This window comes from Zhongshania sp. (assembly GCF_029212375.1).
Lineage (GTDB): Bacteria > Pseudomonadota > Gammaproteobacteria > Pseudomonadales > Spongiibacteraceae > Spongiibacter.
The window spans coordinates 100,177-120,648 of sequence record NZ_JARGNU010000012.1; the positions used below are offsets into that span (position 1 = coordinate 100,177).

The window sequence follows — 20,472 nt, forward strand, 5'->3', positions numbered from 1 at the left end:
ACCGGAACAGGACAGCATAATGGCTTTGGCTAAACGTATTATTCCCTGCCTAGACGTTGACAAAGGTCGCGTGGTGAAGGGTGTGAATTTTGTTGGTATTCGCGACGCTGGCGACCCAGTTGAGGTGGCTAAGCGCTATAACGAGCAGGGCGCGGATGAAATCACCTTTTTAGATATTACCGCTACCCACGAAGACCGAGAAACCACCGCGCACATCGTGGAGCAGATTGCTACGGAGGTATTTATTCCGCTTACGGTTGGCGGCGGTATTCGCGAGATTAAAGATATTCGCGCCATGCTTAACGCCGGTGCCGACAAGGTGGGTATTAACTCTGCCGCCATTCACCGCCCCGATTTTGTAAAAGAAGCGGCCGACCGTTTTGGCTCTCAGTGCATTGTGATCGCTATTGACGCCAAGCGCGTTGCCGACGAAGCAGATGGCCGCCCGCGCTGGGAAATTTTTACCCACGGTGGTCGCAAACACACTGGTATTAATGCGGTGGAGTGGGCGATTAAAATGGTAAATAACGGCGCCGGTGAGGTGCTATTAACCAGCATGGACGGCGACGGCACCAAGGCCGGTTACGACTTGGCGTTAACGCGAGCGATTTCCGATGCGGTAGCGGTGCCGGTGATTGCCTCTGGCGGGGTGGGTAATCTCGACCATCTAGTCGATGGGATTATTGAGGGGCATGCCGACGCTGTATTGGCCGCCAGTATTTTCCATTTTGGTGAATTCACCGTACCAGAAGCCAAGGCCTATATGGCGGCGCGGGGAATAGAAGTTCGCTTATAAAAAAACGGGCCGCGGCCCGTTTTTGTTTTTCCTGTCTTTCTGCTTGCCGCTTACTTTGTTGCAGTTTCTGCTTCGCCGTTCGCTTCGGCCAAGGCCTTCTTGGCGCTAGACATAATGTGTAAGCCTTTCAATAAGTTTAGCGCTTCATAGAGCTGGTTGTCATTGGCGGCTAATTCATTGCTGTCGTTCTTGTCTTTTTTATCTTGTTTGCGGCTATTGCTGTCGCTTTCTGCGCCATCGCCACGGCCAAGGTGACCCGCTAAATCGGCTTCGGTAACTTGAATGCCTGCGGTTAAGGTTTCTATCCGTGCCTTTTCTACCACGATGTCAGGGATAATTCCCTGTGCCTGTATGGAGCGGCCACTCGGCGTGTAGTAACGGGCGGTGGTGAGTTTTATTGCACTGTCTTCGGATAGTGGCAGTACCGTTTGCACCGAGCCTTTGCCAAAGCTTTGGGTGCCGACAATAAGGGCGCGCTGGTGGTCTTGCAGGGCGCCAGCGACAATTTCTGAGGCCGAGGCCGAGCCGCCATTAATTAATACCACCATTGGCGTGTCATCGGCGGGGGCTTTGGCGCTGGCCATAAAACGGCTATAGGCATTGGGTAGGCGGCCCTCAGTGTAAACAATAAGGCCGTCGTTGATAAACTCGTCCACTACCTGCACTGAGGCTTGCAGCAAGCCGCCTGGGTTGTTGCGCAAGTCTAGAATTAAGCCTTTTAGGGGCGTGCGGCCGGCGTTGAGGGTGGCTAATTCTTTTTTCAGGTCTTGGCCGGTGCGGCTTTGAAACTGTGAAATTCGAATATAGCCGTAGCCAGGCTGGAGCATTTCGCCGCGCACACTGGCAACGGTAATTACATCGCGCTTGAGTTTCACTTCAAAGGGCGCGTTAACACCGTTGCGCAAAATAGTGAGCACAATTTTGCTGCCCGCTGGGCCGCGCATTAAGGTAACCGCTTCCTGCAGGTTCATGCCTTTTATGGGCTTGTTGTCGATTTGAATAATCAGATCGCCAGGTTGAATGCCAGCCCGCTCTGCGGGTGTATCGTCGATGGGGGTGACGACCTTGATAAAGCCGTTTTCCATGCCGACTTCAATGCCGAGGCCGCCAAATTCGCCAGTGGTGTGGTTTTGTAAGTCTTCAAAGGAGCTGGCGTCGAGATAGTCTGAGTGCGGGTCGAGGCCGCTGAGCATGCCGCGAATAGCATTTTCGAGCAGGGTTTTGTCGTCTACTTCTTCAACATAGCTGAGGCGAATTTGGTTGAATACATCGGCAAAATTGCGCAGTGCCTGAAGGGGTAGCTGGCCTTGGCTGCTCGCTTCGGCGAGCTGCTCTGCTTGATCGGCGCTTTTGTCTTGGTCGGCCAGTAGCGGGGTAGGTGCTGCCAGCAGTAATACCAATAAAGCAGAAAAGGTGTGGCGAAACATATCAGGCATAAATGAATTCCCAGAACGTCTTTAAAACGAAACTTATTGTATCTTGCTTTGCTGGTGAAAGCTGCCGAGCCGTAATTGGCTAGCGTGGTTTAGCTCAGCGGCACCAGCTGCGCGGGTCGGTAGGGCGCCCTTTGTAGCGTATTTCAAAATACAGCCCAGCTTGACGTTGGCCCCCACTATTGCCGACGGTGGCAATGCCTTCGCCGCCCCGCACCCAGTCTCCCTCGGCGCGCAATAGGCTCTGATTGTGAGCGTAAAGGCTGAGATAGTCACCGCCGTGGTCAACAATAATAAGCAGGCCGGCGCCGCGCAACCAGTCGGCAAAGACCACGCGGCCATTATGAATGGCTTTTACGGCATCGCCTTCATTGCCGCTAATTTGAATGCCCTGCCACGTTACTGAGCTGCCGTGGCGCGCTGCACCGTAGCGATTTAATGGCTTGCCGTTAATGGGCCAAGGCATTTTTCCGCGCAGGGCTTTAAAGGGTTTGTAGTTGGCGGGCATGGCAATATTGGTCACTTCGCGCTCAACGGCTTGCAGTACGCTCTCGAGATCTTTGCGCTGCTTGTCGAGGCCGCTTAGTGAGCTGCTTGAATTCGCGATTTCGGTATCAATACCGGCCAAGGCTTTGGCGCGACGCTGCTTTTGCTCAACCAAGGCGTGTTGCTGTTGCTCAAGCTCGCGGCGACTGTCGGCTAGGGCCGCCGCTTCGGCAGCGATCGCGGGCTTGATGTCGTCTAATTCTTGAAGGGTGTCGCGGTATTTGTGCAGCTCAACGCTGCGGGCGCGGTTGAAGTAATCAAAGTAGGTGAGGGTGCGGCTGAGCTCTTCGGGGTTTTCTTGATTCAGCAGCATTTTTAACTGACTTTCTTTACCCAGTGCGTAGGCGCTGCGCACGTGCTCGGCAATAAGCGCTTTTTGGCTTTCTTGCTGGCTGCGCAATTGGCGCTGACGGGCTTCTAGTTCGTTTAGCTGCTGTTGTTGTTGCTGTGATTTTTGCTTGGCGTGGTGCAGCTTAGCGGCAGTGACACCAATATCTTTTTCTATACTTTGCAGTGCCTTGGCGGTTTTACTGCGTTCGCTCTGTTGTTTGCTAATAGACTTTTTTAAATTGCCTATTTTTTGGTTGAGCTCGCGCAGTTGTTGCTTGCTGGCTTCGCCGTCGGCCACGGCAGTGCTGACAAACTGCACGGCTAGCAGTGATGCGAGCACTACAGCGCGGCAGAGTTTCATGCGAATGGACAAGGCCGCTGGCCGTTTCAAATGTCGCTAAGCAAGTTTACGCCGGTCATTTCGGCGGGTTGCTCCACAGCCATTAAGCCCAAGAGAGTGGGGGCAATGTCGGCCAGCTTGCCGCCCTTTTCTTGGAGTTTCTGTTTGTTGCTGCCCACATAGACTAATGGCACTAGTTCTGTGGTGTGCTGGGTGTGCGCTTGGCCGGCGTCGTAGTCTACCATTTGCTCGCAATTGCCGTGGTCGGCGGTTATTAGGCAGTGGCCGCCAACTTCTAACACTGCATCGGCAACGCGTTTTATGCAAATATCTAAGGCTTCAACCGCTTTAACCGCGGCCGCAAATACGCCGGTATGACCAACCATATCGCCATTGGCGTAGTTGCAAATAATAGCGTCGTAATTGCCGCTGTGAATTGCCGCAACCAGTTGGTCGGTCAGTTCGGGGGCGCTCATCTCTGGTTGTAGGTCGTAGGTGGCAACATCTGGTGAGGCGATCAGTTTGCGCTCTTCGCCTTCATAAAGCGCTTCACGGCCGCCGCTAAAGAAGAAGGTAACGTGGGCGTACTTCTCGGTTTCGGCAATGCGCAGCTGGGTTTTACCTTGCTTTTCCATTACTTCGCCAAAACTATTGTGCATGGTGCTGGGTGGGTAGGCGACGGCGGCAGGGATGCTGTCGGCGTATTCGGTGGTCATTACAAACTCTGCCAGCGCGGGGCGCACTTTGCGTTTAAAGCCATCGAAGTCAGTGTCGACAAAGGCGCGGGTAATTTCGCGAGCGCGGTCGGCGCGGAAGTTCATGAAGATGACGCTGTCGCCGTCGCTGATCTTGGCGTCGCGATCACCCGCCTTCTGAATAATAGACGCGCTGACAAACTCATCGTTTTCGTCGCGCTCGTAGGCTGCTTGCAAGGCGCTGCTGGTATTGTCGTAGCAATAGTCGGCGTCAGCACTTGTCAGTAAATTGTAAGCTTTCTCGACCCTGTCCCAGCGATTATCGCGGTCCATTGCGAAGTAGCGGCCAATCATGGTGGCGGTGCGGCCGCAGCCCAGTTCACTAAATTTGGCATCGAGCTTGTCGAGCGAGCTTAGGGCGCTGCGCGGCGGCGTGTCGCGGCCATCTAAAAAGGCGTGAACATAAACCTGCTTGGCGCCGCGCTGGGCGGCAAGCTCAATCATTGCCAGAATGTGGTTCTCGTGGCTGTGTACGCCACCCGCCGAGAGCAGGCCGAGAATGTGCACGGCTTTGCCCGCGGCAACGGCTTTATCGACGGCTTGGGTGTAAACGGGGTTGCTGTAAAAGTCGCCGTCGCTAATGGCTTTGTCGATGCGGGTAATGCTTTGGTAAACCACGCGGCCGGCGCCAAGGCTCATATGGCCAACTTCTGAATTGCCCATTTGGCCGTCGGGTAGGCCAACATCAAGGCCTGAGCCAGATATAAGGGTGTGAGGTGCTTCGTGCCACAGGCGGTCCCAGTTTGGGGTGTTGGCGTGGAAAATAGCATTGTCTTTAGGGTCTTCGCGATAGCCAAAGCCGTCGAGGATGACGAGTACGACTGGTTTTTTTGCTAGGGTGTTGGCCATAAATCTCACACTTTAGAACACTGGGGATTAACGTTGCATTGTAGCTTTTTCGCAGAGTTGAGGCTATGCGGCGGTGGGTGAGAATTGCTGCTTGGCAGTGTATACTCTCGCTTTTTTCGCGAATTGTGCAGCGCACATGGCATAAAGAGATGTTTCCATGGATAAATTAATCCCCTTTGTTGCTGAGCAGTGGGTACTGATATCGGCATTAATTTCTTGCCTGTTGTTGCTGAGCTTTCATGAGCAGCGCCGCGCGGGGAAGAGTCTTAGCCCCCAGCAAATGGTGAATTTAGTGAACCAGCAAGGCGCAGTAGTGATCGATTTGCGCGATAAGGCCGAGTTTAGCAAGGGCCATATTTTGGGTTCGGTCAATTTGCCTTTCTCTAAGCTAGAGAAAGAAGTAGCCGACCACGTTGAAAAAGACAAGCCGGTGATATTGGTTTGCAAGTTGGGGCAGCATGCTAGCGCCGCGGGTAAAAAGTTAGGTTCGCTGGGCTATAGCCAAGTTTACCGTCTTAAAGGTGGCGTTTCTGAGTGGCAGATAATGCAAATGCCGCTGATTAAAAAATAAAGCTGGTCAGTATTTTGTGACGCGGTGTTTTGCGTAAGTGAAGATGTTATAAAAGAGGTGGAAATGGCACAGGTAACAATTTATACAACGCGATTTTGCCCATATTGTGTTCGCGCCAAGCAGTTGTTGACTAGCAAGGGTGTGGCCTTTGACGAAATCCCAGTCGACGGTCGCAATGATTTGCGCAGTGACTTAGCTAAGCGCAGTGGTCAGCGCACGGTGCCGCAGATTTGGGTCGGCGAGACCCATGTTGGCGGCTGCGATGAATTGTATGCCTTAGAGCGTGGCGCTAAATTAGATGCGCTGATTGCCTCTTAGTAGCCTTGTTAAGTGTGGAACTAGGCCTTATATACGGTATAACCCCTTTAAATTAGTTTAGGAAACGGAAAACAATGTCAGAAGAAACGCCCGTTCAAGCCAAATTTGCCTTACAGCGTATTTACACTAAAGACGTATCTTTCGAGTCTCCCGCTAGCCCATTAATTTTTACCAAGGCGTGGAAACCGAAAATACAGGTTGACCTCAATACCCGCAGCAAAGCGGTGGCTGACAATACCTACGAAGTGGTTCTTACGGTGACGATCACCGCCAAGCTTGAAGATGACGAAACTGCCTTCTTGGTGGAAATTCATCAAGCTGGTTTGTTTATGGCCGAAGGTATTGAAGGCGAGCAATTGCGTCAGCTACTCGGCATAGCTTGTCCTAATATGCTGTTTCCGTATTTGCGTGAAGCGGTTGATTCACTGGTAGTGAAAGGTGGTTTCCCCGCTTTGGCGCTGCAGCCAGTGAACTTTGAAGCGCTTTATCGCCAAGCCGAAGAAGCGGCTGCGCGTCAGGCCGAAGCGGCGTCTACGACACACTAATTTCTGGCGCTCGTATAAAAATACCGCATTACTGATTACTCGGTATGCGGTATTTTTTTATCCCCTATATTGTTATTAGCCACTTAGTTTTTTTGGTGCCTCAGCTATGTTCCATATTGCCTTGTACGAGCCGCGCATTGCCCCCAATACCGGTAATATTATTCGGCTGGTGGCTAATAATGGCTGCCATCTTCACCTGATTGAGCCGCTGGGTTTTGATATGGAGGAGAAAAAACTACGGCGCGCGGGGCTAGACTACGCTGACCTAGCGCGGGTGACCCGCCATCCCGACTACCCGAGTTTTTTGGCAGCGATGGGCGACCGCCGGATATTTGCGTTAACCACCAAGGGCAGCCGCAATTATGCCGACGCCAAATTTGAAGCTGAAGACGTACTGCTGTTTGGCTCAGAAACCTCGGGCCTGCCGCCAGCCGTGCGGGAAAGCTTAGGGCAGGAACACTGCCTGCGGGTGCCAATGATGGCCGAGGCGCGCAGTTTGAATTTGTCGAATACCGTGGCGCTAGTGAGTTATGAAGCGTGGCGGCAAGTGGGGTTTATAGGGGCAAGTCTGACGTCGGAGGTCTGACGTCAGACGAAAAACCGTGCGGAGCTTCGTTGTGTAACGTCCGACCGGTTCTTTAAGCCTCAGACATCCGACTTCAGACACCCGACTCGCCCCAAATCAATCCTCATCATCTCCACCCATTCCCAATTCCTTAATCTTGCGGGTCAGGGTGTTGCGTCCCCAGCCGAGCAGGTTTGCGGCGTCGCGGCGGCGGCCGTGGGTGTGGCGCAGGGCGGCTTCAATCATGATGCGTTCAAATTGGGGTACGGCGCGGTCGAGTAGTTTTTCGCGGCCTAGCATCAGTTCTTGGTCTGCCCAGCGCTTGAGGTTGTCCTGCCAGTTAGAGGCGGGCGCGGCTTCGCCTTGGGGGCGCTCTAGTAGCTCAGGTGGCAGGTCGTCGATATGAATTTCGCGGCCCGAGGCCATCACCGTCAGCCAGCGGCAGGTGTTTTCCAGTTGACGAACATTGCCCTGCCATTCCATTTGGCATAGGTATTCTTCGGTTTCTGGGCGCAGACGCTTAGGCTCAACGTTTAATTCATTGCCCGCGCGGGTAAAGAAGTGCTGCATGAGCTTGGGTATGTCTTCGCGACGTTCCGAGAGCTTGGGCAGGTGAATGCGAATAACATTGATACGGTGAAACAAATCCTCGCGGAAGTGATTGCTCTTAACCAGCTTTTCCAAGTTTTGGTGGGTGGCGGCGATAATGCGCACGTCAACTTTGACGGGGGTGTGACCACCGACCCGATAAAATTCGCCGTCGGCCAGCACTCGTAATAAACGGGTTTGGGTGTCGGCGGGCATGTCGCCAATTTCATCTAAAAACAGGGTGCCGCCATTGGCTTGTTCAAAGCGGCCGCGGCGCTGGGCGCTGGCGCCAGTAAAGGCGCCTTTTTCGTGGCCAAACAGTTCCGACTCCATTAGGTCTTTAGGGATGGCGGCCATGTTTAATGCAATAAAAGGCTTGGTGGCGCGGGGGCTGTGGCGGTGTAGCGCCTGAGCGACTAGCTCTTTACCAGTACCGGATTCACCGTTGATGAGCACGGTGATATTCGACTGCGACAAACGGCCAATGGCCCGAAATACTTCCTGCATGGCGGGCGCTTCACCGATGATCTCGGTAGTTTCTAGCGGCGCCTGCTCGGGCAGTAAATTCCGGTTTTTATTGGCGTGCTGCAGTGCGCGCTGGGTGGTGGCAACCGCGTCGTCTACGTCAAAGGGTTTGGGTAAATATTCGAAAGCGCCACCTTGGTAAGAGGCTACGGCGCTGTCTAAGTCGGAGTGCGCGGTAGTGATAATTACCGGCAAGCCTGGGTGGGCGGCGGTAATACGCGACAATAATTTAAGCCCGTCGATGCCGGGCATGCGTATATCGCTAATGATGGCATCGGGTACTTCAGACTCTAATTCGCTTAGCAGGCCGTCGCCATTTTCAAAACAGCGGGTAATGATGCCGGCTTGGTTTAGGGCTTTTTCTAGCACCCAGCGTATCGATCGATCGTCGTCAGCTATCCAGACAGCATTGGTTTGGCTCATGAGGCTTGCTCCAGCGGAATATGCAGTGAAAAGGTGGTGTTGCCCGGCTCGCTGCTACATTCGATTAGTCCGTTATGATGATTGAGTATGGATTGTGCAATTGACAGGCCTAAGCCTGTGCCCTCGGCGCGGCCGCTGACCATGGGCAGAAAAATTGAGGCGCGCAGGTCTTGGGGGATGCCTGGGCCGTTATCAATAATATCGACGCTGCACACCAAGCGATGGCGGTGGGCGCCAATGGTGAGTTGGCGCAGGGTGCGAGTGCGAATAATAATAGTGGGGTCGCTATCTTCGTTACCGTGTTGGCGCAGTGCTTGTTGGGCATTGCGGGTAACATTTAAAAACGCCTGAATTAATTGTTCGCGGTCGCCAAGAATATCGGGAATGCTGGGGTCGTAGTCGCGAATAATGCGGATATAGCCTTCGCTCTCGGCTTCGACGAGCTGGCGCACGCGCTCTAAAACTTCGTGGATATTCGTCATTTGCTTTTCGGGCGCGCGATGGGGGCCGAGCATGGTGTCGACCAAATTGCGCAGGCGGTCGGCCTCTTCAATAATGATGTTGGTGTAGTCGTGGAGCTTGGGGTCGTTGAGTTCGCGGGCCAGCAGTTGCGCGGCGCCGCGCAGTCCACCAAGAGGGTTTTTAACTTCGTGAGCAATGCCGCGTATTAGCGCCTGACTATTTTGCTGTGACGACAATAGGCCTTCTTCGCGGCTGATTCTAATGAGTCGATCCAGTGGTTGTAATTCGATGATGAGCGAGGTGCGGCGATTTTCAGTAACTGGGGTTACGGCGTAATCGACGGTGATTTCAATTCCCGAGCGCAGGGTGAGAACGGTCTCGCGCTTGGTATAGGCCTCGCAGTTGTTAATGGCGTCGAGTAATTTAACAAGGGTGTCTTCTTGTTCGTGAAATAATTTGGTGATGGCTTCGCCGTGAATGCGTTGATCTGACACCGCCAATAAAGCCTCTGCCGCGGGATTAATGTAGCTCACGGTCAGGTTCGGCTCTACCAGTAAGATTGCCGTTTTAAGGTTGTCGAGAATTTGATGGTGGATATTACTCGGGGGCATAGCGTCGCCATTATGTTCGTAATGCATTAGCTCAAAGCAATTTCTAGGCCAAGCGAGTTAGGGAGATTTAACCGCCAATATCGACGGCTTTTGAGGGCCTCTTGTGACCTGAGTCCCAATATAGTGCAGTGTCGATGGGGGTGGCACGCAATATTTGCGGGCGCCCTTGCCCTTAGTATAGGGGGTTGCGCTCTAAATTGGTGCGCTAATTATCGGCTTTGCTTAGTTTCCTGGTAGATACACCATAATATCGACGGCGTCTTTGCCGATTCGTCGGCCGTGCTCGTCGATTATGGTGGCGCTGATGCGGTGGGGGCCACGGCTTAGTCTGGGGATGGTGAATTGCGTGCTGCTAGAGCTGGCTAGGGTTTTATTGTCTAGGCTGAAAACTATGTGCTGGGAAGAATCTAATGGGCTTTTAGTGCTTGCGCTCACGGTGGTGGGGAGTAGTCCGTTGGCGATAATGGCGCCATTGCTGGGTGATTGAATTGTGATTTGGTTGCTGGCGCTGACGCTAGTGCTGGCTGGCCGGTGGTTAGCTTGGCTGTTAACTTCGGTTGCTGGGGTGGTATTGGTGGGGGGGAGTACCACGGGAGTGCTGTTCTTTGGCGCCTTGTCGGAAAACACGGTGTTGCCGTACTGGTCCGTGGAGCGGTAAATTTCAGTGGCAAAGCTAAGGCTGGTAAGCAGCGTGAAACAAATTACGAGTAAGTTGCGAGCCATACAGCACCTCGGTGTTTAAGGGCTCTATGATGTGGTGAAGCGCTGTGGAGTGCAAGCTTTGCTATTGGTGTGGGCTATGTGCAACAGGGGGTAAATCTAGCGAAGGTTGCCGGCACAAAAAAGCCCGCATTAAGCGGGCTTTTTAGGCGCAGTGTGGTTTAAACGCTGTAGTACATATCGAACTCAACGGGGTGAGTTGTCATGGCTAGGCGCTCAACTTCCTGAGACTTAAGGGCGATATAGGCGTCGATAGTATCGTCGTCAAATACGCCGCCGGCGGTCAAGAACGAGCGATCCGCATCCAGTGCTTGCAGGGCTTGTTCTAGGCTAGAGGCAACCGTTGGGATGGCGGCAGCTTCTTCGGCTGGCAGGTCGTACAGATCTTTGTCGGCTGCATCGCCGGGGTGGATCTTATTTTGAATGCCGTCAAGACCAGCCATTAGCATTACCGCAAACGCAAGGTAAGGGTTGGCTGACGGGTCTGGGAAGCGAACTTCAACACGACGGGCCTTGGGGTTTGGTACAAAGGGAATGCGGATAGATGCAGAGCGGTTACGCGCTGAGTAAGCCAGCATTACGGGTGCTTCAAAGCCAGGAACCAGACGCTTATACGAGTTGGTAGAGGCGTTGGTGAAGGCGTTAATAGCACGGGCGTGTTTAATGATGCCGCCAATGTAGAACAGGGCAGTTTCAGACAGGCCACCGTACACATCGCCAGCAAACAGGTTTGTACCGTCTTTGCTTAGTGACTGGTGAACGTGCATGCCGCTACCGTTGTCGCCAACGATTGGCTTAGGCATAAAGGTTGCCGTTTTACCGTAGGCGTGGGCAACATTGTGTACGCAGTACTTGAGAATCTGCACTTCATCCGCTTTCTTAACGCAGGTGTTGGGGCCAACGCCAATTTCACACTGGCCAGCAGTACCCACTTCGTGGTGGTGTACTTCGATGGTCAGACCCATATCGGTCATGGCATTACACATAGCGCCACGCAGATCGTGGAGGCTGTCTACCGGCGGTACGGGGAAGTAGCCGCCTTTTACGCCTGGGCGGTGGCCGGTGTTGCCTTCTTCGAAGTTGTCACCTGATTTCCATGCGGCTTCGTCGGAGGCAATTGCATAGCTAGCGCCTTCCATTGACACTTTCCATTTAACATCGTCAAAAATGAAAAACTCGGGCTCGGGGCCAAACAGTGCGTTGTCGGCAATGCCGGTAGCGCGCATATAGTCTTCGGCGCGCTGGGCGATTGAACGTGGGTCGCGGTTGTAGCCCTGCATAGTCGTAGGCTCTACGATGTTGCAGCGGATGATAATAGTAGATTCTTCGGTGAAGGGGTCTAAAACAGATGCATCGTCGTCGGGCATCAGAATCATGTCTGATTCGTTAATTCCTTTCCAGCCGGCAATAGATGAACCGTCAAACATTTTGCCGTCTTCAAAAAAGCTTACATCGACGTCTGTTGCCGGAATAGTGACGTGCTGCTCTTTGCCCTTGGTATCGGTAAAGCGCATATCGGCCCACTTTACGTCATTTTCGGCGATTAACTGCAGAGTGTTCTCTGACATTATTTTCGTCCTCCAGATAGAGAGAGTAAGTTTGAATTCGGCATCGCCGAGGGATATTAATTATATTCGCAATGTATTGTGCCGCATAGCGGCGCAATCTGCGAACTGAAAACGCAATAAACATGCCGATTTAAGATTATTACACGGTATTGCTTGTTAGCTGCATTTGATAATTTTGCTTAAAGCTTGTGCACGACGCCAAAATAAATGCGTTACATTGGTGCTCTGCTCAATAATTTGCTCTGTTTTGGTGCGCACGGTGATGGGCTGCCCCCTGCTGGGCAGAGGGGGTATAATAATCGCCCCTCCATTTTTTCGGTCGTTAAATGAAATTCCTCGTTAAATTATTTCCTGAAATCATCATTAAGAGTAAGCCGGTTCGCAAGAAGTTTACTCGGCAGCTGCGCGACAATTTGCGCAAGTTACTCCTGCCGCTAGATCCGAGCCTAGAGATTATTCGTGACTGGGACAGAATAACCATTGAAACCGCGAGTGAGGATCCCGAGGTCATTGCTGGTTTTGTTGCTGTGCTCAGTAATACCCCTGGCATTTCACACTTTGTTGAGGTGCTGGAATACCCGCTGGTGGATGTGCACGATATTTACGAGAAAACCCGTCTTGCCATTGGCGACAGTCTCCGCGGTAAACGCTTTGTGGTGCGTTGTAAGCGGGTGGGTAAGCACGATTTTAATTCCAGTGAAGTCGAGCGCTACGTGGGCGGCGGCCTGAATCAATACGTTGAGTCTGCGGGTGTTGATTTGCACAACCCTGACGTGACGGTACGCATCGAGGTGCGTCAGGATTTGGTTTACATTGTGAACCGGCGGATTGAAGGTCTTGGGGGCTTTCCGCTGGGCACCATTGATGCGGTGGTTTCGCTAATTTCTGGGGGCTTTGATTCAACGGTTTCCAGTTATCTGACCATGAAACGCGGGATGCGCACGCATTTTTGCTTTTTTAATCTTGGCGGTCGCGAGCATGAAGTTGGCGTGAAAGAAGTCGCCTTGTATTTGTGGCTAAAATACGGCGCCTCTCATCGTGTGAAGTTTGTCAGCGTGCCCTTTGAGGATGTGGTTGGTGAGATTCTGAAAAATGTTGAGAACTCGCAAATGGGCGTTATTCTCAAGCGCATGATGTTGCGTGCCGCCTCGCAAGTCGCTGCCGAGCTAGAAGTGGCGGCCTTGGTTACGGGTGAGGCGGTGGCGCAGGTTTCTAGTCAGACTTTGCAGAATCTATCGGTCATCGATCAAGTCACCGACACCTTGGTGCTGCGCCCGCTGATCTGCGCCGACAAGCTCGATATCATTAACATTGCGGCTAAAATTGGCACTGAGGCCTTCGCGGCCAATATGCCTGAGTACTGCGGGGTGATTTCGGTTAAGCCGACCACCCGCGCCAAGCCCGAAAAAATTGCGGCTCAAGAGGCGAATTTTGATTTTGCGGTGCTAGAGCGGGCGATTGCCGCGGCCAATTACATCAATATTGACGCCCTCGCCGACGAAGATCTCACGGTTGCCGCCGTAGAGTCCTTGCCGATCCCGCTGCCCGGCGCGGTTATTGTAGATGTGCGTCACCCAGATGAGGTTGATCGTAAACCTCTGAAATTGGCGACGAGTGAAGTGCAGGCTATTCCTTTTTACGAGCTACATAGCCGCTTTGCGCAGCTCGATCAGTCGCGAACCTATATGCTGTATTGCGACAAGGGCGTGATGAGCCGTCTCCACGCTTCACATTTGGTAGAACAGGGTTTTGAAAACGTAAAGGTGTATCGTCCATCATGAGTGAAGCTGCCATTAAAGCCTTGTTTGACGTGTTAATTAAGCCGCGCTGGGCCGATCAAGACAGCATGGGCCATATTAATAATGTTCAGTACTTTCGCTATTTAGAGGAGGCTCGGGTCGACTGGCTTGCGCAGTCTGGCTTTGGAATGGGCGAAGGAGCTAATAATTTTGGGCTGATAATGGCGGCGGTGGGCTTAAACTTTCGCCGCGAGTGGCATCACGGCCACTTGCTGAGAGCTAAGGCGTGGGTGCTGCACATCGGCAATAGTAGCTTTAGTTTGCGACAGTGCCTCTACTCAGAAGACGGCAGCGAGCTGGTTGCCGATGGTGAGTCAACCTTGGTTTGTGTTGACGGTGCGCATCGGCCAGTACCTCTGTCGGAATCCGCTCGCGCCCATTTGCAGGCGCATTTATTGGCGGTTTGAATGTTACTCGGCGGCTGGGCTTTGTTCGGGCTTGCCAAGATTAAGATTGTATAGCCTGAAATGCTGCTTTTCTAAAGTAAGGGTTGCGGTCATTACCGCGTTGCCGTGTTCGAAGTGAACATTACTGCTGTAGCTTAATTTGGGCGGCTCGCTAAACAGCGACAGCGCGCCGCTTAAGCGCGAAAACAAGGGCGTTTCCATCGATTGAAATTGACCTAGGTGGGCGTAGTCCGCGCACAATTTGGCCAGCTGCTCATCGTCGACCTTATCTAAAGTTTCTGCCGATAGCTGGGCTTTTAGGTCTGCCACCTGCCAGCTTGAAATGCTGGTTAGCGAGGCGTTTAAGTAGCGTGCGGCGTTGTCGCTGTAGTGGTCTTCCACTTGGCCGCTGTAATAATAAAGGCCGCCAAACAGAACTAAGCTGGCAATAATAAAGGTATTTAAGAGCGGGTTGCGCACGGAATAGATCCTGTTTAGATGAGTTTAAGGCTATTTAAAAAGACCAGCAGGATACCCGCTGGGGCTATATAGCGCAGCGCTATGCGCCAAGCTTTGAAAATAAGACCGCGGCCCATGCTCACTTCGGTAGCGGTGGTGTTGGCTGGCAGTACCCAGCCGACAAATATGGCAATTAATAAGCCGCCAATGGGCAGCATAATGTTGGCGGTTATGTAGTCTAGCGCATCAAACACGGCGCCATAGTGAATGCACGCTAAGCCGCCAAGCCACGCAATACCAGCCAGCCCGAAAGTTGATAGCGGTCTTTTTACATCGTATTTTTCCAGCCAGGCCACACCGGGTTCAATCAAGGATATTGACGAACTGAGTGCGGCAATACTAACTAAACTGAAAAAGATGGTGCCAAAAAATAGGCCGCCATTCATGTTGGCAAAGGCGATGGGCAGGGTGACAAACATTAGGCCTGGGCCCTGGCCAGGGGTTAGGCCGTTGGCAAAGACCAGTGGGAACATGGCCATGCCCGCAACTAGCGCAATAATGGTATCGAGGGCGGCGATGGCGAGTACAGTTTTGCCAATCGATGAGTGGCCTGGGAAATAGGCGCCGTAGGCCATGATTGCGCCCATACCCAAGCTCAAGGTGAAGAAGGCGTGGCCCATAGCAACTAACACGGCTTCCCCAGTTAATTTGCTAAAGTCGGTGTCGAACATAAAGTGCAGGCCCGCACTAAAGTCACCGTTAAACCAGCTGTAACCGAGTAATAGCAGTAAAAAACCAAATAAAATTGGCATGAGTATCTCTACTGCTTTGCCAATCCCATTGGCAACGCCGCCTGCAACGACGCTTGCCGTGATTAGGGTGAACAGCGAGTGCCATATAGTTTGCTGGGTGTTGTTGCTAAGTAAGTTGCTGAAGTTAGCTTCTATCTCGGGGGTAGAGGCATTGCTATAGCCGCCCATCACGCTTTGCGCGACATACTCCAGCGCCCAGCCAGCAACAACGCTGTAGAACATCATGATCATAAGGCCGGCAATAATGCCGGCGGCGCCCACCGCGCCCCAGTATGAGGACTTGCCCGCTTCGCGGCCGAGCTTGGCCATGCTGTGTACGGGGTCGCTGCGCCCAGCGCGGCCGGCCATAATTTCGGCAATCATCACTGGGATGCCAATGAGCAAAATGCAGCCGAGATACACCAGTACAAAAGCCCCGCCACCGTATTCTCCGGTGATATAGGGGAATTTCCAGATATTGCCCAAGCCGACCGCAGAGCCCGTGGCGGCCAAAATAAAGGTCCAGCGGCTTTTCCATGTCACATTTGCGGTGGTCATTGCAGTGCTATCCGTAGAAAAGAGGAAAAATGGGTTATGGGTTGATTGTAGCGGGTATCGGGTACCGCGTGGATGCTCAAGACCTTGATTTTGCTCTTTTAATCGTAATTAGTAGATTTTGCCAAGAAGATATGTGACTTCCTGCTGCTATGAGGGGCAGGCTTGTTGTATAATGCGCGGCCATTTTATCCAACAACGAAGCCCCTCCATGATTGATACGCTGCGCAATATCGCCATTATCGCCCACGTTGACCACGGTAAAACCACGCTAGTGGATAAACTGTTGAGTCAATCGGGAACCCTTGATCGCCGTAACCAAGATTCCGAGCGGATCATGGACTCCAACGACCAGGAGAAAGAGCGCGGTATCACCATTCTTGCCAAAAACACTGCAATTGAGTGGAATGGCTACCGAATCAATATTGTAGACACCCCAGGTCACGCCGACTTTGGTGGTGAGGTTGAGCGTGTATTGTCGATGGTCGACAGTGTATTGCTGCTGGTGGACGCGGTTGATGGCCCCATGCCTCAGACCCGCTTTGTAACCCAAAAGGCGTTTGAGCAAGGCTTGAACCCAATTGTGGTAGTTAACAAAGTTGACCGTCCTGGCGCGCGTCCAGACTGGGTTGTGGATCAAGTTTTTGATCTGTTTGATCGCCTTGGCGCGACAGACGAGCAGTTAGACTTCCCCATTATTTTCGCCTCGGCAATTAATGGTGTTGCGGGTCTAGATTTTAATGATCTGGCCGAAGACATGACCCCCTTGTTTCAAATGATTGTCGACAAAGTGCCAACCCCAGAGGTTGATGCCGACGGTCCGCTGCAGATGCAAATCTCGGCCCTCGATTACAATAGCTATGTTGGCGTTATTGGTGTTGGCCGTATTACCCGCGGCACCATGAAAGCCAACGACCAACTGGTTGTGGTTGGCGCCGATGGCAAAACCCGTAAGTGTAAACTGCTGACAGTAATGGGTTACTACGGGCTTGAGCGCGTAGAAGTACCAGAAGGCAAGGCCGGTGAAATCGTTTGTGTAACCGGTATTGAAGGCCTGAACATCTCTGACACCTTGTGCGCACCGGGTCACCCAGAAGCGTTGCCGCCATTGAGCGTAGACGAGCCAACGGTAAGCATGACTTTCCAAGTAAACGATTCACCGTTTGCTGGTAAAGAAGGTAAGTTTGTTACCTCGCGTAATATTCGCGACCGTCTTGACCAAGAGCTTATTCACAATGTGGCACTGCGTGTTGAGCAAGGTGAGACCCCAGATAAATTTAAGGTATCTGGTCGTGGTGAGCTTCACTTGTCAGTACTAATCGAAACCATGCGTCGTGAAGGTTTTGAAATGGGTGTTTCTCGCCCTGAAGTTGTAACCAAGATCGTTGACGGCGTGGTTCAAGAACCCTTTGAACATGTGGTAATCGACGTTGAAGAACAGCACCAAGGTTCGGTTATGGAAGAGCTTGGCTTGCGTAAAGCCGAGATGAGCAATATGGAACCCGATGGCAAAGGTCGCGTTAAACTTGAGTTTATTGCGCCAGCCCGTGGCTTGATCGGTTTCCGTGGTCAGTTCCTAACGATGACCTCTGGTAGCGGTATTATGACTACTGTGTTCGATCACTACGGCGAAGTGAAGGGCGGCGAATTAGCTGGTCGTCAGAATGGCGTAATGGTGTCAATGGTTGGCGGTAAGACGCTGAGCTACGGTTTGTTTAACCTGCAGGATCGCGGTCGTTTGTTTATGGGCCACGCTGCGGAAGTGTATGAAGGTCAGATTATTGGGCTTCATAACCGCAACAACGACTTAGTTGTTAACCCTACCCGTGCTAAGCAGCTGACTAACGTTCGCGCCTCCGGTACTGATGAAGCGCTGACCCTGTCGCCGCACATCAAGCATACCTTGGAGCAAGCTTTAGAATTCATCGAAGACGATGAATTGGTTGAAGTAACGCCAAAGAGCATTCGCTTGCGTAAAAAACTATTGAAAGAAAACGAGCGTAAACGCGCTCCTAAGTAATTTAGTAGATAGCTGCTTACCCAAGTAAGCAGCTCCTCGGCGACCTGTTCTAGGTCGCCGAATTATTCCTTTGAGCGTTAAGTCGCAGTCTGCGCTACACTGATCCAGTGCATTAATTGGATGTGGTCAACGCTATGCTCACCTTATTTCCCGATATAAAACCCTACAAAACCCATCAATTGCCGGTTCAGGCGCCTCATATTCTGTATTTAGAAGAATCTGGTAACCCCGACGGTATTCCGGTGATTTTTGTGCACGGCGGCCCAGGCGCTGCTTGCAGCCCAAAGGCGCGAAGCTTTTTTGATCCTGAGCGCTATCGCATTATTTTGTTTGATCAGCGCGGCTGTGGTCATTCCGAACCCCATGCCTGTTTACAAAACAATACCACTCAAGACCTGATTGCCGACATGGAGCGTATTCGCGAGTTTCTCGCCATTGATAAATGGGTGGTGTTTGGCGGCTCGTGGGGTTCAACCCTTGGCTTGGCCTATGCCCAAGCGCATCCTGCGCGGGTGGCGGCGATGATTTTGCGGGGAATTTTTCTGTGCCGTCCCAAAGAATTGGCGTGGTTCTATAGCGAGGGTGGCGCCAGCCGCGTATTTCCAGACTACTGGCACGATTTTAATGACGCAGTACTGCGTCGCGAGGGTGAGAATTGGATAGAGGCCTATCACCGCATATTGCATGGCGAAAATGAATTGGCGCGGATGTCGGCAGCCAAGGCGTGGTCGCTGTGGGAGGCGCGCTGCTCAACGCTGCGGCCGAATCATGATGTGGAAGATCACCTGATGGACGCACATACCGCGGTGTCGATGTCGCATATTGAAACCCATTATTTTGTGAATCAGGGCTTTTTGGCAGATAACCAGCTCTTAGCTGCTATGCCCAAAATTGAAGACATTCCAAGTATTATTGTGCAGGGTCGCTACGATATGATTTGTCCGCTAGAGAGTGCGGTGGAACTTCACCAGCGTTGGCCAAATGCCGAGCTGCATATTGTTCGCGATGCCGGTCACTCGGCGTTTGAGCCAAGTATTACTGATGCTTTAATTAAGGCCAGTAACGATATTGCCAAGTTGCTTAGCAATGGTGAATTGAGTTATTGATTGGGCTTTTACGCTTTACGGGAGGCGGTTAACGCGAGGGCCTTAGGGTCGCTGGGCGGTGTTACAGTTAATCAATTTTTTGTAAATTTAAAATATAGGTTTCAATGAAAGCGTTATTACAGCGGGTTAAATTTGCCCGCGTGGAAGTCGATGGTGAGTGTGTTGGTGAGATCGCGCAGGGCTTGTTGGTTTTTTTGGGGCTAGAAAAGCACGACGACGAAGCGGCGATAAGCAAGATGATGACGCGTTTGCTTCAGTATCGGGTATTTTCCGATAGCAACGGTAAAATGAATCAGTCTGTGGTCGACGTTGCCGGTGGGGTGTTATTGGTTTCGCAATTTACTTTGGCAGCGGATACCAAAAAAGGTCGTCGGCCAGGCTTCTCGACCGCAGCAGAGCCGGTTCGCGCAGAGATTTTGTATGAGTTTGCGCTGAGGGAATTACGTGCTCAGCATGGTGTGGTTGCCAGTGGCCAGTTTGGCGCCGACATGCAGGTCAGCTTGATTAATGATGGCCCCGTTACATTTTTATTGGAAGCGTAGTTGGGCAGGCCTATCGCCACTAAGTTCCCTTAATGTCTTTGTTTTCAACTGTTTATGTAGATAAGTCACACTCTCTCTGAAATTCAGGAACTGTGTCTTAATCTCCAGTCTAAATCCGGTATCAACGCAACGGAGATAGATGATGATGCTACATAAACAGAAAGTATTACTTGCCGTAGGTATCTTGGGTGTTATTGGCGCAAGCCCACTGTACGCCAAAGATTTTAGCTACACCTATGTTGAGGGCGGTTTTGCTGATGTGGATATCGACAATGAAGACGCCGACTATATTTATGGCGGCGGCTCTCTAGCGCTGGATAAGAATATTTTTGTGCGGGGCTCTTTGGGTAATCTTGATGTCGATAAAAACCTAGAGTTTGACACGGTCAGTATTGGTGTTGGCCACCCCATGAGAATGTCGGAGCGCAGTGATTTAGTTTTTGCGCTGGATTACAGCTTTGCTGAGTCAAGCAGCAAGATTCCCGCGCTGGACAATTACGATGTTGATACCTTAACCGGTAGTGCTATGACCAGAACGTGGTTGACCAATAATATTGAAGGTAATTTGATGGGTGGCTTAGCCTACCAAGACGCAGATTACGGCGGCTCAGATAGCGGCGCGATCCTCGGTGCGGGTATTCGAGTTTACGTGGTGCCACAGTTTTCGGTTGCCGCCAATATAAGCCGCAGCTTTATCGGTGACTTAGATACCGATGAAATCGGTTTAAATGCTCGCTTACAGTTTTAATTAAATACTTGTTTACAAAAAAGGCGCCAGTGGCGCCTTTTTTGTTGCTGGGTTTTACCGAAATCCTGTAACCGTCCGGCAAACCCACCTTCCCATCCTATTTTAAGATAGTAGCCTTGGT

At 52.0% G+C, this 20,472-nt stretch carries 20 protein-coding genes; 11 read left to right on the forward strand and 9 right to left on the reverse strand.

Features of this window, described 5'->3' with window-relative positions; genetic code table 11:
* Window positions 1-19: 19 nt before the first annotated feature.
* Complete coding sequence (gene hisF, locus P1U47_RS13105) at window positions 20-796, forward strand: imidazole glycerol phosphate synthase subunit HisF (RefSeq protein ID WP_301029480.1); 777 nt, start codon at window positions 20-22, stop codon at window positions 794-796.
* Between the two features lie 50 nt (window positions 797-846).
* Here the strand turns inward: hisF and P1U47_RS13110 are convergent, their stop codons facing one another.
* The 3 genes from P1U47_RS13110 to gpmM form a co-directional block, all read right to left on the reverse strand.
* Window positions 847-2,232 (reverse strand): S41 family peptidase, encoded by a 1,386-nt coding sequence (locus P1U47_RS13110; RefSeq protein WP_301029482.1) that lies wholly within the window; start codon window positions 2,230-2,232, stop codon window positions 847-849.
* A 94-nt stretch (window positions 2,233-2,326) separates the two neighbouring features.
* Window positions 2,327-3,496 (reverse strand): peptidoglycan DD-metalloendopeptidase family protein, encoded by a 1,170-nt coding sequence (locus tag P1U47_RS13115; RefSeq protein ID WP_301029483.1) that lies wholly within the window; start codon window positions 3,494-3,496, stop codon window positions 2,327-2,329.
* A complete protein-coding gene (gene gpmM, locus P1U47_RS13120; protein ID WP_301029485.1) occupies window positions 3,493-5,049 on the reverse strand; it encodes a 2,3-bisphosphoglycerate-independent phosphoglycerate mutase in 1,557 nt (518 codons plus the stop codon). The genes P1U47_RS13115 and gpmM overlap by 4 nt, the downstream gene beginning before the upstream one ends.
* A gap of 157 nt (window positions 5,050-5,206) precedes the next feature.
* Between gpmM and P1U47_RS13125 the strand changes: the two genes are divergently transcribed.
* The 4 genes from P1U47_RS13125 to P1U47_RS13140 all read left to right on the forward strand — a co-directional run bounded on the left by P1U47_RS13125 (window position 5,207) and on the right by P1U47_RS13140 (window position 7,069).
* Window positions 5,207-5,620 carry a rhodanese-like domain-containing protein gene (locus P1U47_RS13125; protein WP_301029486.1) on the forward strand — a complete coding sequence of 138 codons (414 nt, stop codon included), beginning with the start codon at window positions 5,207-5,209 and terminating at the stop codon, window positions 5,618-5,620.
* Window positions 5,621-5,683: 63 nt separating this feature from the next.
* Complete coding sequence (grxC, locus tag P1U47_RS13130; RefSeq protein WP_301029488.1) at window positions 5,684-5,938, forward strand: glutaredoxin 3; 255 nt, start codon at window positions 5,684-5,686, stop codon at window positions 5,936-5,938.
* A gap of 74 nt (window positions 5,939-6,012) precedes the next feature.
* Window positions 6,013-6,483, forward strand: a complete 471-nt coding sequence (gene secB / locus P1U47_RS13135) for a protein-export chaperone SecB (RefSeq protein WP_301029490.1) — start codon at window positions 6,013-6,015, stop codon at window positions 6,481-6,483.
* A gap of 106 nt (window positions 6,484-6,589) precedes the next feature.
* Window positions 6,590-7,069: a tRNA (cytidine(34)-2'-O)-methyltransferase gene (locus tag P1U47_RS13140; protein ID WP_301029491.1), complete on the forward strand. Its 480-nt coding sequence runs from the start codon at window positions 6,590-6,592 to the stop codon at window positions 7,067-7,069.
* Between the two features lie 96 nt (window positions 7,070-7,165).
* On the opposite strand, the gene ntrC is transcribed toward P1U47_RS13140, so the two are convergent.
* The 4 genes from ntrC to glnA form a co-directional block, all read right to left on the reverse strand.
* Complete coding sequence (gene ntrC / locus P1U47_RS13145) at window positions 7,166-8,584, reverse strand: nitrogen regulation protein NR(I) (RefSeq protein ID WP_301029492.1); 1,419 nt, start codon at window positions 8,582-8,584, stop codon at window positions 7,166-7,168.
* Window positions 8,581-9,657: a nitrogen regulation protein NR(II) gene (gene glnL, locus P1U47_RS13150; protein WP_301029494.1), complete on the reverse strand. Its 1,077-nt coding sequence runs from the start codon at window positions 9,655-9,657 to the stop codon at window positions 8,581-8,583. Before glnL ends, ntrC begins: the two co-directional genes overlap by 4 nt.
* A gap of 222 nt (window positions 9,658-9,879) precedes the next feature.
* A complete protein-coding gene (locus tag P1U47_RS13155) occupies window positions 9,880-10,380 on the reverse strand; it encodes a DUF4124 domain-containing protein (RefSeq protein WP_301029496.1) in 501 nt (166 codons plus the stop codon).
* A 158-nt stretch (window positions 10,381-10,538) separates the two neighbouring features.
* Window positions 10,539-11,945 (reverse strand): glutamate--ammonia ligase, encoded by a 1,407-nt coding sequence (gene glnA, locus P1U47_RS13160; protein WP_301029498.1) that lies wholly within the window; start codon window positions 11,943-11,945, stop codon window positions 10,539-10,541.
* Window positions 11,946-12,271: 326 nt separating this feature from the next.
* Between glnA and thiI the strand changes: the two genes are divergently transcribed.
* Entirely contained in the window at window positions 12,272-13,726 is a 1,455-nt protein-coding gene (gene thiI / locus P1U47_RS13165; protein WP_301029499.1) for a tRNA uracil 4-sulfurtransferase ThiI, read from the forward strand.
* The gene (locus tag P1U47_RS13170; protein WP_301029500.1) at window positions 13,723-14,151 is read left to right on the forward strand and encodes a thioesterase family protein; all 429 of its coding nucleotides are present in this window, start codon (window positions 13,723-13,725) and stop codon (window positions 14,149-14,151) included. The genes thiI and P1U47_RS13170 overlap by 4 nt, the downstream gene beginning before the upstream one ends.
* Before the next feature lie 3 nt (window positions 14,152-14,154).
* Here the strand turns inward: P1U47_RS13170 and P1U47_RS13175 are convergent, their stop codons facing one another.
* Complete coding sequence (locus P1U47_RS13175) at window positions 14,155-14,610, reverse strand: hypothetical protein (protein WP_301029501.1); 456 nt, start codon at window positions 14,608-14,610, stop codon at window positions 14,155-14,157.
* A gap of 14 nt (window positions 14,611-14,624) precedes the next feature.
* Entirely contained in the window at window positions 14,625-15,938 is a 1,314-nt protein-coding gene (locus tag P1U47_RS13180; RefSeq protein WP_301029502.1) for a sodium-dependent transporter, read from the reverse strand.
* Window positions 15,939-16,146: 208 nt separating this feature from the next.
* On the opposite strand from P1U47_RS13180, the gene typA reads away from it, so the two are divergent.
* The 4 genes from typA (at window position 16,147) to P1U47_RS13200 (ending at window position 20,351) form a co-directional block, all read left to right on the forward strand.
* Entirely contained in the window at window positions 16,147-17,955 is a 1,809-nt protein-coding gene (typA, locus tag P1U47_RS13185) for a translational GTPase TypA (RefSeq protein ID WP_301029503.1), read from the forward strand.
* Window positions 17,956-18,089: 134 nt separating this feature from the next.
* Window positions 18,090-19,061, forward strand: a complete 972-nt coding sequence (gene pip / locus P1U47_RS13190; RefSeq protein ID WP_301029504.1) for a prolyl aminopeptidase — start codon at window positions 18,090-18,092, stop codon at window positions 19,059-19,061.
* Window positions 19,062-19,165: 104 nt separating this feature from the next.
* Window positions 19,166-19,603, forward strand: coding sequence for a D-aminoacyl-tRNA deacylase (dtd, locus tag P1U47_RS13195; RefSeq protein WP_301029505.1), 438 nt, complete (start codon window positions 19,166-19,168; stop codon window positions 19,601-19,603).
* A 142-nt stretch (window positions 19,604-19,745) separates the two neighbouring features.
* Entirely contained in the window at window positions 19,746-20,351 is a 606-nt protein-coding gene (locus tag P1U47_RS13200) for an outer membrane beta-barrel protein (protein WP_301029506.1), read from the forward strand.
* Window positions 20,352-20,472 lie beyond the last annotated feature (121 nt).